The sequence below is a fragment of the Bacillus sp. D48C genome (assembly GCF_053345735.1).
The window spans coordinates 860,774-874,023 of the sequence record NZ_JBKFAQ010000001.1; the positions used below are offsets into that span (position 1 = coordinate 860,774).

A 13,250-nucleotide genomic window follows, 5' to 3' on the forward strand; every position below is an offset into this window, starting at 1 on the left:
AAAGTTAAGCGGTTACAAAAAAGTTTTTGGGATTATAAACTTAGGGGGAAATGAAAAATGGGAACAATCGTATGTCAAGATTGTGAAGGTACAATTGCACACTTCGAAGATGAGAAAGTAACGGTACTTTACGGGAAATGTGGATCTTGCGGATGTGATCACACAGAGCATACAAAAGCCCAATAATTGATAGGAAATGGACAGCTAAAAGTTTTTAGGACCATAAACTTAGGGGGAAATAAAAAATGGGAACAATCGTATGCCAAGTATGTGAAGGAACAATCGGACATTTTGAAGATGAGAAAACGACGGTACTTTACGGAAAATGTGGAACAAATTGTGACTGTGCTAGAAAAGATAATGCGAAAGCTTAATGATAAATAAATAGATTACTATTAAAACTCAGGGGGAAATGAAAATGGGAACAATCGTATGCCAAGTATGTGAAGGAACAATTGGACATTTTGAAGATGAAAAATCAACAGTACTATACGGGAAATGTGGATCTCATTGCGAATGTGACCATAAAGAACATACAAAAGCTTAATAATAAGAAAAAGCGCCTACATGTGTAGGCGCTTTTTTAATAAATTGTAGTTGTATGGCCAACTGTTGCAACGATTGCATCATCTCTAATTGGAATAAAGCTTATGGATGTCTGTGGTGTACTAGAAGAAGCGTATTGGCTCATTATACGGCTATCGATACGGGTAATAGTATCGGTCAAGAAAGCTGAAATAAAAGCGTAAGGGACTCGTCGTTCATTTAATGAATAAATAATTTCTTCTTTTGTTTTTACACCTACGCCATGTCCGTAAAAAAAGAAATTTCCTAAATAGATTGTGTTTTCTCCTTGCCACTCAATCGTAGCTGGATTCACTTGTGGGTTTTTAAAGTAAACGAGGTCACCTGGAACAAGATCGCCACCGGTTTTTGTTATGAGCCTTAGATCTTGATCGTAGTCCCATGTATAAAGTAAAAGGTTTGCAAATAGACGATTGAAAGTTTCTTCCTCATACAATGATAATAAAGCTTTATAAAAAATAATGATCATAGCGGTTGCACATTCAGTTCCATATAGTTTTCCGTTTTTGAAAATATCTTGTATGGCAATAGAAGGTGGTATGTTTGGAAGAAGCTCGAATCCTCCAAGGGATGTTCTTTTCCAATACTGGGGGTTGCAAAAGGATTGTTGAAATGTGCGAAACTGAAATCCACTTTGAAAAAGTTCTAGTGCAGAGATAATAATATTAACTCGTAAATTGAGATCAAAGCTGAGTTCATCAGCTGTTCGGAAGGAATAAACTTCTTGATTTCCTGCCATTATTGATAAAATTTGTTGTTTCTCTGCTGCAAATGGCTCATATTCATTTGTAATATAAGGATGTACAATAGAACGGCCTATTACAATCATAATAGTATCCCCACCTATACGTTACATTCTTTAGTATCGTATGAAGAATAGGAAAAAAGGTGAAAAAAAAGCCTATCAACTGATAGGCTTGTACTCTTTAATAACACGTAATGTTTGTAATGTCATATCTTCAGGACCTTGTACAGGTAAACCTGCTTCTAAGTTTTTACGAATATACTCTAAGTTTTCTTGTGTAATAATTTCCCCCGGAGTAAAGATTGGAATCCCTGGCGGATAAACCATAACAAAATCAGCTATAATACGACCCGCTGCATTTTCAAATGGAATGACTTCTGTTTCCGAATAAAAAGCATCTCGAGGAGAAAGTGCTAGCACTGGAATTTCTGGAATCTCTACTTGTACTTGAACACCTTTATCTGCCCTATTTCTAAATGTTGCTGCTAAATCTTGTAATGCTGCAATAAGTGTATTTGTATCACTTTCTGTATCTCCCAAAGTAATAAGACATAGTATGTTGTATAAATCTGAGAGTTCTACTTCAATGTTATATTTCTCTCTAAGCCATACTTCAGCTTGGTGGCCGGTAATACCTAAATCTTTTACAGATACAATTATCTTTGTAGGATCATAGTTAAAGGTAGCATCTGTACCTAACATTTCTTTTCCAGGACAGTAAAGATGCTCAATAGAATTTATAGCATCACGAACATGTTCAGCTAATTGTATTGTTTGTTCTATGAGTGCTGTTCCTTCTGTGGCAAGACGTTTTCTGGCAACATCAAGTGATGCTAACAAGATGTAAGAAGTTGATGTAGTCGTAAGCATGCTAATAATAGATTGGACATGCTTTACATTCACCAAGCCTTCTTTCACATTAAGAATAGAACTTTGAGTTAAAGAGCCTCCTAATTTGTGGACACTTGTTGCTGCCATGTCTGCACCAGCTTGCATCGCCGACATCGGCAATTTATCGTGAAAATGAATATGAACACCATGAGCCTCGTCGACTAGTACAGGGATGTCATAAGAATGTGCTAATTGTACAATCTGTTCTAAGTCTGCAGCAAACCCAAAGTACGTTGGATTAATAACAAGTAAGCCCTTTGCATCTGAGTGCTCTTCAAGTGCTTTTTTGACAGATTGAATTGTGATTCCATGAGAAATACCGAGCTTCGGATCGATTTCAGGATGCATGAAAATCGGTTTTGCACCTGAGAAAATAATAGCTGACATTACTGATTTATGCACGTTTCGTGGTACTAGGATTTTGTCACCAGGACCGCAAACGCTCATCACCATTGTCATAATAGCGCCACTTGTACCTTGAATAGAAAAGAAAGTATGATCTGCACCGAATGCAGCGGCTGCTAAATCCTGTGCTTCTTTAATCATACCTTTTGGATGATGTAAATCATCGAGTGGCGCAATATTAATTAAGTCAATTGCTAATGCATTATGCCCAATAAATTCGCGAAATGTAGGATCCATGCCCTGTCCTTTTTTATGACCAGGAATATGGAATTGAATTGGATTTCGCTTACTGTGCTCAACTAAAGCGGTAAACAATGGTGTTTCGTATTGGGACAATCTATACACCCCTTCTTCTTCATAATATTTAGTATAATTTGTTTTATATAATCCTGCTCTAAAAAAGGTAAGTCTTTTTTTAGAATGAGGCTTGTTTTTCTGCCATTCAAAAAATCGTTTTTGAGATGGTAGCTTCACTTTATTTTCTATAAAACAAAAGCATTATATCACCAATAATTATAGATGTATAGAAAAAAATGTTTTTAAGGTGAGTATGTTTAATAGTTAGCCTCAACTAATGAATAGAGGAAGACAATTCCATTAAAATGAATAAATAGTGTATAATGCAGAGTGGCTATAATGAATAATAAAATATTCTCTTTAAGATAGCATAATGAAACAAGAAGAAATGATAAATGAGGTGCGAAATGGAATATCAATATCCGTTAGATTATGATTGGTCAAATGAGGAAATGGTTACAATTGTGAAGTTTTATGAAGCGATTGAGAAAGCTTATGAAAAAGGAATTATAAGAGAAGAATTAATGGGTTTATATCGTCGTTTTAAAGAGATTGTTCCATCGAAAGCAGAAGAAAAGAAAATTGATAAAGAGTTTCAAGAAGTAAGTGGATACTCTATATATCGTGCTATTCAAAGGGCAAAGGAAGTTGAAGAACAAAAGGTTGTAAAAATATAAAAATATTTTGAAAAATAAAAACTGAAGTGATATAATGTGATAACAACTAAAAACGGACAATATAAATTGTCCGTTTTCTACTATCGATTACAAAGTGCATATAAAGGAAGGAGTGGTTGCATCGTAGATTCAATCTTAGCAAGGAATTGTTCGTTGGTCATTGCTGAAAACTCCTCTGGTGATATATGAATACCAACTAATAATTCTGCTTTTTTTACAGTAGCTAGTCGTTCAATCATCTTTTGTAAGTCTTCGGTTTCAAGTGTTTTATGTAATTTCACACTTGGTTTAGTATGGTCAATGGACCAAACGAAGTCATTTGGAATATTTGTTTTTAAATCATTTAAATGTTCTAAGAAGGCATGAGCCGTCTCAACTTTTTGTGGACACTCATAGATTAAACCAAAGTATATGAAGGCATGAGTACCCCATAAGCCGATTTGGAAATGCGGTAGCATTTTATATCCTCGTTTATTTGTTGAAAAAGCAACCCAAGTATCGTTTGGTGGATTGACTTTCCGTCGTGCGTGTTTTGCAACATGATAAAAAAAGTTCTCATCAGTGTGTTTGGATAAGTATTCTGCAAATTGTTCCCCTAAAGCTTCTAGCTTAGGATGAATGTTCGTTTTAATTGCACTCATTCGTTCTTCGAGACCATCAACTGTAAAGACATCAAAATCAGTTGACTTGAATGTTTGTATTGTCATGATTGTTCCTCCAACTCCTATTTTGCTTTTATTTTAGCATAGCTTGTACTATTCATAAAAAAAACAGCACAAAAAAATTAAAATAAAAAATATAATTTTGTTGCATAGATGATTTATCCAACATAGTATAGTATAAAACAAAAAATCAGAAAATTTAATTAATTCTAGTCCGAGGGCAGACGAATATTGGGAGGAGGCAAATAATATGAGACAGGTGATTAATGCGTTAAAGAGAACAGATGCCGAAAAGAGAATACCGGTGCTACGTTTGGAGCTAGATTATGAATTAGCAACTTTATATGATGCGATGATGGAAGATGATAAACAGAAAAAAGAAGAGTGTGTACAAAAGTTAGAAGTGTTAAGACTTGAAATGATTCGTTTAGAAGCGTAATAATAGTATATGTATAAAAAATTAGTTGGTGCGAACCTTATAAAGGGTTCGTTTTTTCTGTGAACAGTATAGATCGGAGTGTTTAAACATGCAAGAAGTATGGAAAGACATCGATGCACACGCCAAACGGTGGATTCGGGATGCAGGAGAGCATTTGATGGCATCAATGAAAAAAGCACTTATTATAGAAACAAAATCAAATGCAGCTGACTTAGTTACAAATATGGACCGAGAGATAGAACGGTTTTTAATTGGGAAAATTAAAGAAACATTCCCGAATCATAATATTTTAGGAGAAGAGGGTTATGGAGACGAGATAACGTCTTCTGGCGGGGTTGTTTGGTTAATTGATCCAATTGACGGTACGATGAACTTTGTTCATCAAAAAAGAAATTTTGCGATTTCAATTGGTATTTATGAGAACGGTATCGGAAAGATTGGACTTATTTATGATCCAGTGCACGATGAACTATATCATGCAGTCAAGGGATCCGGAGCTTTTTGTAATGATATATCAATTCCTCCATTGGAAAAAGGAACTGTAGAGCAAGGTATTGTAGCTTTAAATGCGATATGGCTTACAGATAATCCATTGCTTAATATGGAAAGTATGATGGCACTTGTTAAGAAAGCAAGGGGCACGAGATCATATGGCTGTGCAGCACTAGAGATGATATACGTTGCAACAGGAAGAATAGATGCATATGTAACGCCGAGATTATCACCATGGGATTTTGGCGGAGGACAGATAATTGTAGAAGAAGTTGGAGGTAAGGTGACGACATTCTCTGGAGCGCCACTTTCTATCATAGAGAAGAGCAGTGTGTTAGTTGCAAAACCAGGAGTGTATGAAGAAGTGTTATCGTTTATATTAGAGCAACAAAAAAAGTAAGAGGCTGTGTATAAGCTTCTTACTTTTTAGCGTTATTGTGATTTGCGCATTTTTCTTTTTGTTACAAAACCGTACCCAACTGCAACAAATGTGCCGATAATGCAAATAATAATACCGATTGGACTATTTTCAGCAATCATAATGCCGATACCGATTAAGAAAATAACACCGATAATTGCGGTTAATAAAAAGCGATATTGAATGTGTTCCATTTCTTCACCCTCCAATCTCATTTTACTTTCACAAAAGTAAGAATACAACTATATTTTCATTCTTGCTTTTATTTTAATTGCTATTGTATCCCCTTCGCTCTTATAATAGAGAAGGATTAAAAAGACATTAGGAGTTGGACATGTTGAAAAAACGACAAGATTTACGTAATATAGCAATTATTGCCCACGTTGACCATGGTAAAACAACACTTGTTGACCAGTTATTACGTCAAGCGGGGACTTTCCGTGCGAACGAACACGTTGAAGAACGCGCAATGGATTCAAATGATCTAGAAAGAGAACGCGGTATTACAATTTTAGCGAAAAATACAGCGATTCACTATGAAGATAAAAGAATTAACATTTTAGATACACCAGGTCACGCTGACTTCGGTGGAGAAGTAGAACGTATCATGAAAATGGTTGATGGTGTTTTACTTGTTGTTGATGCATATGAAGGTTGTATGCCACAAACACGATTTGTTTTAAAGAAAGCTCTTGAGCAAAACTTAACTCCAATCGTAGTTGTAAACAAAATTGACCGTGACTTCGCTCGTCCTGATGAAGTAGTTGATGAAGTAATCGACTTATTCATTGAGCTTGGTGCAAACGAAGATCAATTAGAGTTCCCAGTTGTATTTGCATCAGCAATGAACGGAACAGCAAGCTTAGATTCAAACCCAGCAAATCAAGAAGAGAATATGAAATCATTATTTGATACAATTATCGAACATATTCCAGCACCGATTGATAACAGTGAAGAGCCACTTCAATTCCAAGTAGCACTTCTTGATTACAACGACTATGTTGGACGTATTGGAGTTGGACGCGTATTCCGCGGTACAATGAAGGTTGGACAACAAGTTGCTTTAATGAAAGTTGACGGAAGTGTAAAACAATTCCGCGTAACGAAATTATTCGGTTACATTGGATTAAAACGTCAAGAAATCGAAGAAGCAAAAGCTGGGGACTTAGTAGCCGTTTCTGGTATGGAAGACATTAACGTTGGTGAAACGGTATGTCCGGTTGAGCATGAAGATGCGTTACCATTACTACGTATTGATGAGCCAACACTACAAATGACGTTCCTTGTAAATAACAGCCCATTTGCAGGTCGTGAAGGTAAATACATTACATCTCGTAAAATTGAAGAGCGTCTTCGTTCACAATTAGAAACAGATGTAAGTTTACGTGTAGATAATACAGAGTCTCCTGATGCGTGGATCGTATCTGGACGTGGGGAACTACATTTATCTATCTTAATCGAAAACATGCGTCGTGAAGGTTATGAATTACAAGTATCTAAGCCAGAGGTAATCATTAAAGAAGTTGATGGCGTAAGATGTGAACCTGTAGAGCGCGTACAAATCGATGTACCTGAAGAATACACTGGTTCTATTATGGAATCTATGGGTGCACGTAAAGGTGAAATGTTAGATATGGTGAATAACGGAAACGGTCAAGTGCGCCTTACTTTCATGGTTCCAGCACGTGGTTTAATTGGTTACACAACAGAATTCTTAACATTAACTCGTGGTTACGGTATTTTAAACCATACATTCGATTGCTACCAACCAGTACACGCTGGACAAGTTGGTGGACGTCGCCAAGGTGTTCTAGTTTCACTTGAAACAGGAAAAGCATCACAATACGGTATTATGCAAGTTGAAGACCGTGGTGTAATCTTCGTTGAACCAGGTACAGAAGTATATGCTGGTATGATTGTTGGAGAACACACTCGTGAGAACGACTTAACAGTTAACGTTGTGAAAATGAAACAACAAACTAACATTCGTTCTGCGACGAAAGATCAAACTTCAACAATGAAGAAACCACGCCTAATGACTTTAGAAGAATCATTAGAGTACTTAAACGATGATGAGTTCTGTGAAGTAACTCCAGAATCAATTCGTCTGCGTAAAAAGATTCTTGATAAGAGTGAGCGCGAAAGAGCTGCTAAGAAAAAGAAATCGGTTGAAGCGTAAAAACAAAAAAACAACGACCTTTATAAAAGGTCGTTGTTTTTTATTTTGTTTATTTTTTAGAATATTTACTCTTTTTTGTGGACAGTATTTTTTTTGCGAGTTACTCTTGTATTAAGTGTATAAAGAAAATTGTATTTTACTGCTAGGGGGGAAGAGTGTGTTAGAAAGGATGTCTTTTTTTGCAAAATTGTGTAAGGTAGATGAAAATCCAGAGTTAGGAATGTGGTTACTTTATGGGACGATTATTATATTAAGTGCTCTCGTCTATAATTTAGGGTTTGCTAGAAAGTTGTCTGTACTTAAAAATATTGTGATATACATATCATTAGCAATTGGATGTACAGTATTAACCTTTTTTGCTGTATTTTTACCCGTTGGAGAAGGACTTGTTGTAGCAGCAATTGTACTTGGGATTTATAGATTACGTTTGCGTCAAGCGAAACAACAAAAAGCAGGATGAGGAAGGGGGAGTTTTTATGCGTTCAGTACAAGATGCACTATATAATTGGTTAACAATTAAAACAGTTGCTGAAGCACGTCCAGATGATAGTGCTGCAAAAGAAACGTATTTGTTATTTCAAAATATGATATATGAAGAACATAAATTAAAAAATGTGGAAGTCGAAAAGAACGAGGAGATGTATTTAATTACATACGAAATAAATGGAGAACGGAAATCTGCAAGGTTTCCGTTAGAAGCCATTGATTGTTTTTTGGATCAGATGAATCGTGAACCAGAAAAATATAAATAAGTCCTTATCTATATGAGTAAGGACTTATTTACATTTTACCAATCATCTTCGATTTTTTTATCACGATATAATCGGAAATTACCACTTGCATGACGTTCCATTGTACGCTCTGCAATTCGTTCCGAACATTCCATGCACATATATGTATGAATAGGGCGATTACGCAGTTTTTTTGCCATAGGATTTTCATCATCTAACATATCTTTTTTATCACAAATCATACATTTGACTCTCATTTCGTCACCTCAATACGAATTCTATCAGTATAAGTATATCATGGAAGTATAATGTTTTTGAATAATAGTGGGAAAAAATAATATTTTCGCAATTCAAAAAATAAGTTATGATAAGGATATACCAAGTATGTTTGGAGGTGAAAATATGGCGAATGTAGTAGAGCCTACCTTAACAGAGGGTTTAGTACAAACGTTGCGTAAAGAGTGTATTGTTATGATAGCAACGACAGATTTCGAAAAACAAGTTCCTAACGTAAGTGCTATTTCTTGGGTGTATGCAGTGAGTAAAACTAGTATTCGATTTGCAGTAGATCAACGTTCACGTATTGTGGAAAATATACGGCATAATACAGGTGTGGTATTGACTATAATGGCGAATGAATCCGTATTTTCCATAAGTGGTGCAGGTGAAATTTTGACAGATAGAATGGAAGGTATTTCTTTAAAATTAACTGTAATAGAAGTAAATGTGCAAGAAGTGCGTGATGTTATGTTTTATGGAGCGAAACTTGCAATTGAACCAACATATGAAAAAACATATGATCTTCGGGCAGCGAAAAAGCTGGATAACGAAGTGCTAGTAGGGATAAGAGAATTATAAAGATGCTAAATAAGAAATTCGTTTATTCACTTTTGTAATCGGTTATTGTGATTTAACGTTAATAATTATAATAAAAGGTAATATATTGAATAGAAATGAATAAAGAATAAATAAAAGGTTTAATGACTATGATTTTCGATTCTACCTCGTTTACACGGTACATATAATTATAACAATGGTTCGTCCATATTTTATGGATGAAACCCTTGTTCTACAAATTTAAAAGTGGAGTCAGGGGGTAACAGGTTGGATAAAATTTATGTGTTAGATACGAATGTACTTTTGCAGGATCCTTTATCTATTTTTTCATTTGAAACCAATGAAGTAGTGATTCCAGCAGTTGTATTAGAAGAGGTTGATTCGAAAAAACGTTATATGGATGAAGTAGGACGAAACGCTCGTTATGTATCTAAGTTAATAGATAAATTTCGTGAAATAGGAAAGTTGCATGAAAGTATCCCGCTAGAAAACGGCGGAACATTTCGTATTGAATTGAACCATCGTTCATTTGTGCAACTACAAGATATTTTTGTAGAAAAAACAAATGATAATCGAATTTTAGCTGTAGCAAAAAATCTATCTTTAGAAGAACAGGAAAAAGAGGACGGGAAGTCTGTTATTTTAGTAAGTAAAGATGTACTCGTAAGGGTAAAAGCTGATGCAATTGGTTTGAAGGCTGAAGATTATTTAAGTGATCGCGTAATTGAAGTAGAAAATATATATTCTGGCTTTTTAGAAGGATATATATCAAAAGAACAATTGGATTATTTTTATGAGAAAGGTGAATTGCCTCTATCTGAAATTGCGAATCATCCTTTTTATCCAAATCAATTTGTAGTAATGAAAGATGCATTGGGGGGCTCTAGTTCTGCGCTTGGCATCGTGGATCACTTAGGTAAGAAGGTAAAGAAACTTATTTTTCACAATGAACAAGTGTGGGGGATACGACCACGAAACGTGCAGCAAATCATGGGATTAGAATTGTTGCTTCGTGAAGATATTCCGCTTGTAACGTTAACAGGGAAAGCCGGCACAGGAAAAACGTTACTTGCATTAGCTTCGGGACTTATGCAAACAGAAGACTTAGGGTTATATAAAAAATTACTCGTTGCAAGACCAATTGTCCCAGTCGGAAAAGATATCGGTTATTTACCAGGAGAAAAAGAAGAAAAGTTAAGACCATGGATGCAGCCAATTTTTGATAACCTAGAGTATTTATTTAATACGAAAAAGCCAGGAGAGTTAGATGCTATTTTAGCTGGAATGGGTTCAATTGAAGTAGAAGCCCTTACTTATATACGCGGGAGAAGTATTCCAGATCAGTTCATTATCATTGACGAAGCACAAAATTTAACAAAGCATGAAGTGAAAACGATACTAACTAGGGTAGGGGAAAAGAGTAAGATTGTATTGATGGGAGATCCTCAGCAAATTGATCACCCATACTTAGATGAATATAATAATGGCTTAACGTATGTTGTAGAGAAGTTTAAAGAACAGCGCATTAGTGGTCATGTGAAGTTTGTTAAAGGGGAGCGATCTAATTTAGCTCAACTAGCAGCAGATTTATTGTAAAAAGGAGTGAGCTTAAGCTCACTCCTTTTCTTTAAATAATTGTAAATTTACGGATGTTCCGGATTGGATTTTGTCGATTAGATCCATCATTGAAATAGAGATGAACAGGTCCGTCTTCTTTTAATGGTTTTCCTTCTTTTGAAAAGCCTAGTATAGCATTTTTGACAGTTTCTAATGGAAGTGTCATTGTATGATCTACCGTTTCAATTTCAACTTGCGTAGTGCCCTCTAAAATTTCAGCGTTAGCAAGGAATGGATGAAATGGTATACCAAATGTTCCAGTAATCAGCTGTTCTTTTTTATATTTCTTCACACTTTGTTGTATTGGAGGAAAAGCGGCACCATCACGGATTTCGCGATCCCAATGTTCTGAAGTGTTTTTTAAATAAGTTTCTAGTTCAGACGTGTTTTCTCTAGTTTCATCAAAGTAAGTTGTCAAATCTACTTTTCGATCATCAAAGATCCAAACAGTTGGATCAATAGTGATTGGAAAACGTACTTTTCCGTTAATAAATAAAATTTCGCTCATTGTTCTTCCCCCATTTGTGTTATACTCCCACTTTTCAGTATAATAGTATTAGACACTGTTGTCACAAAAAATGTTTCTATTGCAATTTATGAAAACTATCGCTAATATTAATAGATAGGATAGAGGAGAGTAGGACGGAAACGGAGGGAATCAATTTGGCGTCTGAGACAGTAGCAAATCATCAGGAAAAGGCACTAGCCCTTCTACAAGCGGATGCAGAGAAGATTTTAAGACTTATTAAGGTGCAAATGGACCATCTTACAATGCCGCAATGTCCATTATATGAAGAAGTGTTAGACACACAAATGTTTGGACTATCCCGCGAGGTCGATTTTGCAGTTCGCCTTGGTCTTATTGCAGAAGAACAAGGGAAAGCAATGTTAGGTGAGCTCGAACGTGAGTTATCTGCACTTCATGAAGCGTTTACAAACAAACAACAATAACGGGTTCAAATAAGGGGGCTCAAACTAAATTAGTTTGAGCTTTTTATTTGTATAATAAAGCAGGAAGAATCAATGTACATATGGAATACAACAATAATTAAATTGAAACAGAAAGAGGAAATGAAATGAAAAAAGTATGGAAATCAATGGATTATTCATTGGTACTTCCTCTTGTTATCTTATGTGTGCTGGGAGTTATAATGGTATATAGTTCTAGTTCCATTGTTGCGATTTCGAGATTTGATAAACCAGCAAATTTCTTTTTTAAAAGACAATTAATTACTTTAGTTGTTGGGACAATAGTATTAATAATTATTGCTACTATCCCATATAAAGTTTGGAGAAAACGAATTTTTTTGTTGGGGAGTTACGGTGCTAGTGTTGCCTTATTAGCTGCAGCTGCTTTTTTCACTAAGAAAGTAAACGGTGCAAACGGGTGGATATTTGGAATACAGCCTGCAGAATTTGTTAAGATAACAGTTATTCTCGTCTTAGCTCATTTCTTTGCCAAAAGACAAGAAACGAATACACCTGTTTCCAAAGGGTCAGGTCCAGTACTTATTGGTGTTGGTATAATCATGTTTTTAATATTAAAGCAAAATGATTTAGGTACTGATTTGTTAATTGCAGGAACAGTAGGAATTATGTTTCTTTGTTCGGGAGTACAGGTTAACTTATGGATTAAACGAATTGCTTTAACTTCTATAGTATGGATTCCAGCACTATATCTGCTTGGTAATTATGCATTAAATCCATATCAAAAGGCACGTTTTTCTGTTTTCCTTGATCCGTTTAATGATCCTCAAAAGGATGGATTTCAATTAGTGAATTCATTTATTGGAATCGCTTCTGGAGGGCTTAATGGTAGAGGATTAGGGAATAGTGTACAAAAATATGGTTATTTACCAGAACCGCAAACGGATTTTATAATGGCAATTATATCTGAAGAACTTGGTTTTATAGGTGTAGCTATCATTTTAATCTGTTTATTACTAATTATTATTCGGTCATTTAGAGTTGCACAAAAGTGTACAGATCCATTTGGAAGTTTAATAGCTATCGGAATTGCAAGCTTGTTTGGAGTTCAAACGTTTATTAATGTTGGTGGTATGTCTGGGGTAATACCACTTACCGGAGTACCATTACCGTTTGTCAGTTACGGTGGTAGTTCTTTATTAGCTAATCTACTTGCGATGGGGATACTACTCAATATTGCTAGTCACGTGAAACGACAAGAGAAACAACAGAATGGATTAATGAAAGAAAAAGAACAAAATGGACCACATCTTGTAGTTGTAAAATAAAAAACACATTGTGCTTTAGA

The 13,250-nt window shown here is 35.3% G+C and carries 19 protein-coding genes; 13 read left to right on the forward strand and 6 right to left on the reverse strand.

Annotated features, from left to right (window positions below; genetic code table 11):
* The first annotated feature begins 57 nt into the window (after positions 1 to 57).
* From ACLBXA_RS04695 to ACLBXA_RS04705, 3 genes are read left to right on the forward strand one after another with little or no spacing between them, the layout of a single operon-like run.
* Positions 58 to 186 carry a GapA-binding peptide SR1P gene (locus ACLBXA_RS04695; protein WP_000536778.1) on the forward strand — a complete coding sequence of 43 codons (129 nt, stop codon included), beginning with the start codon at positions 58 to 60 and terminating at the stop codon, positions 184 to 186.
* A 59-nt stretch (positions 187 to 245) separates the two neighbouring features.
* Entirely contained in the window at positions 246 to 374 is a 129-nt protein-coding gene (locus ACLBXA_RS04700) for a GapA-binding peptide SR1P (RefSeq protein WP_000536803.1), read from the forward strand.
* 44 nt (positions 375 to 418) lie between these two features.
* Entirely contained in the window at positions 419 to 547 is a 129-nt protein-coding gene (locus tag ACLBXA_RS04705) for a GapA-binding peptide SR1P (RefSeq protein ID WP_000536796.1), read from the forward strand.
* 36 nt (positions 548 to 583) lie between these two features.
* Here the strand turns inward: ACLBXA_RS04705 and ACLBXA_RS04710 are convergent, their stop codons facing one another.
* Entirely contained in the window at positions 584 to 1,414 is an 831-nt protein-coding gene (locus ACLBXA_RS04710; protein ID WP_000635339.1) for a protein-glutamine gamma-glutamyltransferase, read from the reverse strand.
* A 75-nt stretch (positions 1,415 to 1,489) separates the two neighbouring features.
* The gene (speA, locus tag ACLBXA_RS04715; protein ID WP_000084903.1) at positions 1,490 to 2,962 is read right to left on the reverse strand and encodes an arginine decarboxylase; all 1,473 of its coding nucleotides are present in this window, start codon (positions 2,960 to 2,962) and stop codon (positions 1,490 to 1,492) included.
* A 368-nt stretch (positions 2,963 to 3,330) separates the two neighbouring features.
* On the opposite strand from speA, the gene ACLBXA_RS04720 reads away from it, so the two are divergent.
* Positions 3,331 to 3,600: a UPF0223 family protein gene (locus ACLBXA_RS04720; protein WP_000456553.1), complete on the forward strand. Its 270-nt coding sequence runs from the start codon at positions 3,331 to 3,333 to the stop codon at positions 3,598 to 3,600.
* An 80-nt stretch (positions 3,601 to 3,680) separates the two neighbouring features.
* Here ACLBXA_RS04720 and ACLBXA_RS04725 read toward each other — a convergent pair whose 3' ends face one another.
* The gene (locus ACLBXA_RS04725; protein ID WP_000155316.1) at positions 3,681 to 4,307 is read right to left on the reverse strand and encodes a YktB family protein; all 627 of its coding nucleotides are present in this window, start codon (positions 4,305 to 4,307) and stop codon (positions 3,681 to 3,683) included.
* A gap of 205 nt (positions 4,308 to 4,512) precedes the next feature.
* Here ACLBXA_RS04725 and ACLBXA_RS04730 point away from each other — a divergent pair, with 205 nt between their 5' ends.
* Together ACLBXA_RS04730 and ACLBXA_RS04735 are read left to right on the forward strand one after the other, a co-directional pair.
* Entirely contained in the window at positions 4,513 to 4,701 is a 189-nt protein-coding gene (locus ACLBXA_RS04730; protein ID WP_001250164.1) for a hypothetical protein, read from the forward strand.
* Positions 4,702 to 4,789: 88 nt separating this feature from the next.
* Positions 4,790 to 5,593 (forward strand): inositol monophosphatase family protein, encoded by an 804-nt coding sequence (locus ACLBXA_RS04735; protein WP_001158709.1) that lies wholly within the window; start codon positions 4,790 to 4,792, stop codon positions 5,591 to 5,593.
* A 32-nt stretch (positions 5,594 to 5,625) separates the two neighbouring features.
* On the opposite strand, the gene ACLBXA_RS04740 is transcribed toward ACLBXA_RS04735, so the two are convergent.
* The gene (locus ACLBXA_RS04740) at positions 5,626 to 5,805 is read right to left on the reverse strand and encodes a DUF5325 family protein (protein ID WP_000400123.1); all 180 of its coding nucleotides are present in this window, start codon (positions 5,803 to 5,805) and stop codon (positions 5,626 to 5,628) included.
* A gap of 140 nt (positions 5,806 to 5,945) precedes the next feature.
* Here ACLBXA_RS04740 and typA point away from each other — a divergent pair, with 140 nt between their 5' ends.
* The 3 genes from typA to ACLBXA_RS04755 all read left to right on the forward strand — a co-directional run bounded on the left by typA (position 5,946) and on the right by ACLBXA_RS04755 (position 8,542).
* Complete coding sequence (typA, locus tag ACLBXA_RS04745; protein ID WP_000914761.1) at positions 5,946 to 7,790, forward strand: translational GTPase TypA; 1,845 nt, start codon at positions 5,946 to 5,948, stop codon at positions 7,788 to 7,790.
* A 157-nt stretch (positions 7,791 to 7,947) separates the two neighbouring features.
* Positions 7,948 to 8,250 (forward strand): YlaH-like family protein, encoded by a 303-nt coding sequence (locus ACLBXA_RS04750; protein ID WP_000893662.1) that lies wholly within the window; start codon positions 7,948 to 7,950, stop codon positions 8,248 to 8,250.
* Positions 8,251 to 8,266: 16 nt separating this feature from the next.
* Positions 8,267 to 8,542: a hypothetical protein gene (locus ACLBXA_RS04755; protein WP_001258138.1), complete on the forward strand. Its 276-nt coding sequence runs from the start codon at positions 8,267 to 8,269 to the stop codon at positions 8,540 to 8,542.
* Between the two features lie 35 nt (positions 8,543 to 8,577).
* Here the strand turns inward: ACLBXA_RS04755 and ACLBXA_RS04760 are convergent, their stop codons facing one another.
* The gene (locus ACLBXA_RS04760) at positions 8,578 to 8,778 is read right to left on the reverse strand and encodes a YlaI family protein (protein WP_002082250.1); all 201 of its coding nucleotides are present in this window, start codon (positions 8,776 to 8,778) and stop codon (positions 8,578 to 8,580) included.
* A gap of 145 nt (positions 8,779 to 8,923) precedes the next feature.
* On the opposite strand from ACLBXA_RS04760, the gene ACLBXA_RS04765 reads away from it, so the two are divergent.
* Entirely contained in the window at positions 8,924 to 9,379 is a 456-nt protein-coding gene (locus ACLBXA_RS04765) for a pyridoxamine 5'-phosphate oxidase family protein (protein ID WP_000024600.1), read from the forward strand.
* A 246-nt stretch (positions 9,380 to 9,625) separates the two neighbouring features.
* Complete coding sequence (locus ACLBXA_RS04770; protein ID WP_000358083.1) at positions 9,626 to 10,954, forward strand: PhoH family protein; 1,329 nt, start codon at positions 9,626 to 9,628, stop codon at positions 10,952 to 10,954.
* Between the two features lie 31 nt (positions 10,955 to 10,985).
* Here ACLBXA_RS04770 and ACLBXA_RS04775 read toward each other — a convergent pair whose 3' ends face one another.
* Positions 10,986 to 11,483: a hypothetical protein gene (locus tag ACLBXA_RS04775; RefSeq protein ID WP_016077289.1), complete on the reverse strand. Its 498-nt coding sequence runs from the start codon at positions 11,481 to 11,483 to the stop codon at positions 10,986 to 10,988.
* A gap of 155 nt (positions 11,484 to 11,638) precedes the next feature.
* Between ACLBXA_RS04775 and ACLBXA_RS04780 the strand changes: the two genes are divergently transcribed.
* Together ACLBXA_RS04780 and ACLBXA_RS04785 are read left to right on the forward strand one after the other, a co-directional pair.
* On the forward strand, positions 11,639 to 11,926 hold the full coding sequence (locus ACLBXA_RS04780; RefSeq protein WP_000135694.1) for a YlaN family protein: 288 nt from the start codon (positions 11,639 to 11,641) through the stop codon (positions 11,924 to 11,926).
* A gap of 125 nt (positions 11,927 to 12,051) precedes the next feature.
* On the forward strand, positions 12,052 to 13,230 hold the full coding sequence (locus ACLBXA_RS04785) for an FtsW/RodA/SpoVE family cell cycle protein (RefSeq protein WP_000758416.1): 1,179 nt from the start codon (positions 12,052 to 12,054) through the stop codon (positions 13,228 to 13,230).
* Positions 13,231 to 13,250 lie beyond the last annotated feature (20 nt).

Excerpts from the sequence above, each read along its gene's own strand:
- ACLBXA_RS04700 (WP_000536803.1), top strand. The coding sequence starts at position 246 with ATGGGAACAATCGTATGCCAAGTATGTGAAGGAACAATCGGACATTTT.
- ACLBXA_RS04710 (WP_000635339.1), bottom strand. The coding sequence starts at position 1,414 with ATGATTGTAATAGGCCGTTCTATTGTACATCCTTATATTACAAATGAA.
- ACLBXA_RS04765 (WP_000024600.1), top strand. The coding sequence starts at position 8,924 with ATGGCGAATGTAGTAGAGCCTACCTTAACAGAGGGTTTAGTACAAACG.
- ACLBXA_RS04725 (WP_000155316.1), bottom strand. The coding sequence starts at position 4,307 with ATGACAATACAAACATTCAAGTCAACTGATTTTGATGTCTTTACAGTT.
- ACLBXA_RS04695 (WP_000536778.1), top strand. The coding sequence starts at position 58 with ATGGGAACAATCGTATGTCAAGATTGTGAAGGTACAATTGCACACTTC.
- ACLBXA_RS04740 (WP_000400123.1), bottom strand. The coding sequence starts at position 5,805 with ATGGAACACATTCAATATCGCTTTTTATTAACCGCAATTATCGGTGTT.
- ACLBXA_RS04735 (WP_001158709.1), top strand. The coding sequence starts at position 4,790 with ATGCAAGAAGTATGGAAAGACATCGATGCACACGCCAAACGGTGGATT.
- ACLBXA_RS04720 (WP_000456553.1), top strand. The coding sequence starts at position 3,331 with ATGGAATATCAATATCCGTTAGATTATGATTGGTCAAATGAGGAAATG.
- ACLBXA_RS04760 (WP_002082250.1), bottom strand. The coding sequence starts at position 8,778 with ATGAGAGTCAAATGTATGATTTGTGATAAAAAAGATATGTTAGATGAT.
- ACLBXA_RS04730 (WP_001250164.1), top strand. The coding sequence starts at position 4,513 with ATGAGACAGGTGATTAATGCGTTAAAGAGAACAGATGCCGAAAAGAGA.
- ACLBXA_RS04755 (WP_001258138.1), top strand. The coding sequence starts at position 8,267 with ATGCGTTCAGTACAAGATGCACTATATAATTGGTTAACAATTAAAACA.
- ACLBXA_RS04785 (WP_000758416.1), top strand. The coding sequence starts at position 12,052 with ATGAAAAAAGTATGGAAATCAATGGATTATTCATTGGTACTTCCTCTT.
- typA (WP_000914761.1), top strand. The coding sequence starts at position 5,946 with ATGTTGAAAAAACGACAAGATTTACGTAATATAGCAATTATTGCCCAC.
- ACLBXA_RS04705 (WP_000536796.1), top strand. The coding sequence starts at position 419 with ATGGGAACAATCGTATGCCAAGTATGTGAAGGAACAATTGGACATTTT.
- ACLBXA_RS04775 (WP_016077289.1), bottom strand. The coding sequence starts at position 11,483 with ATGAGCGAAATTTTATTTATTAACGGAAAAGTACGTTTTCCAATCACT.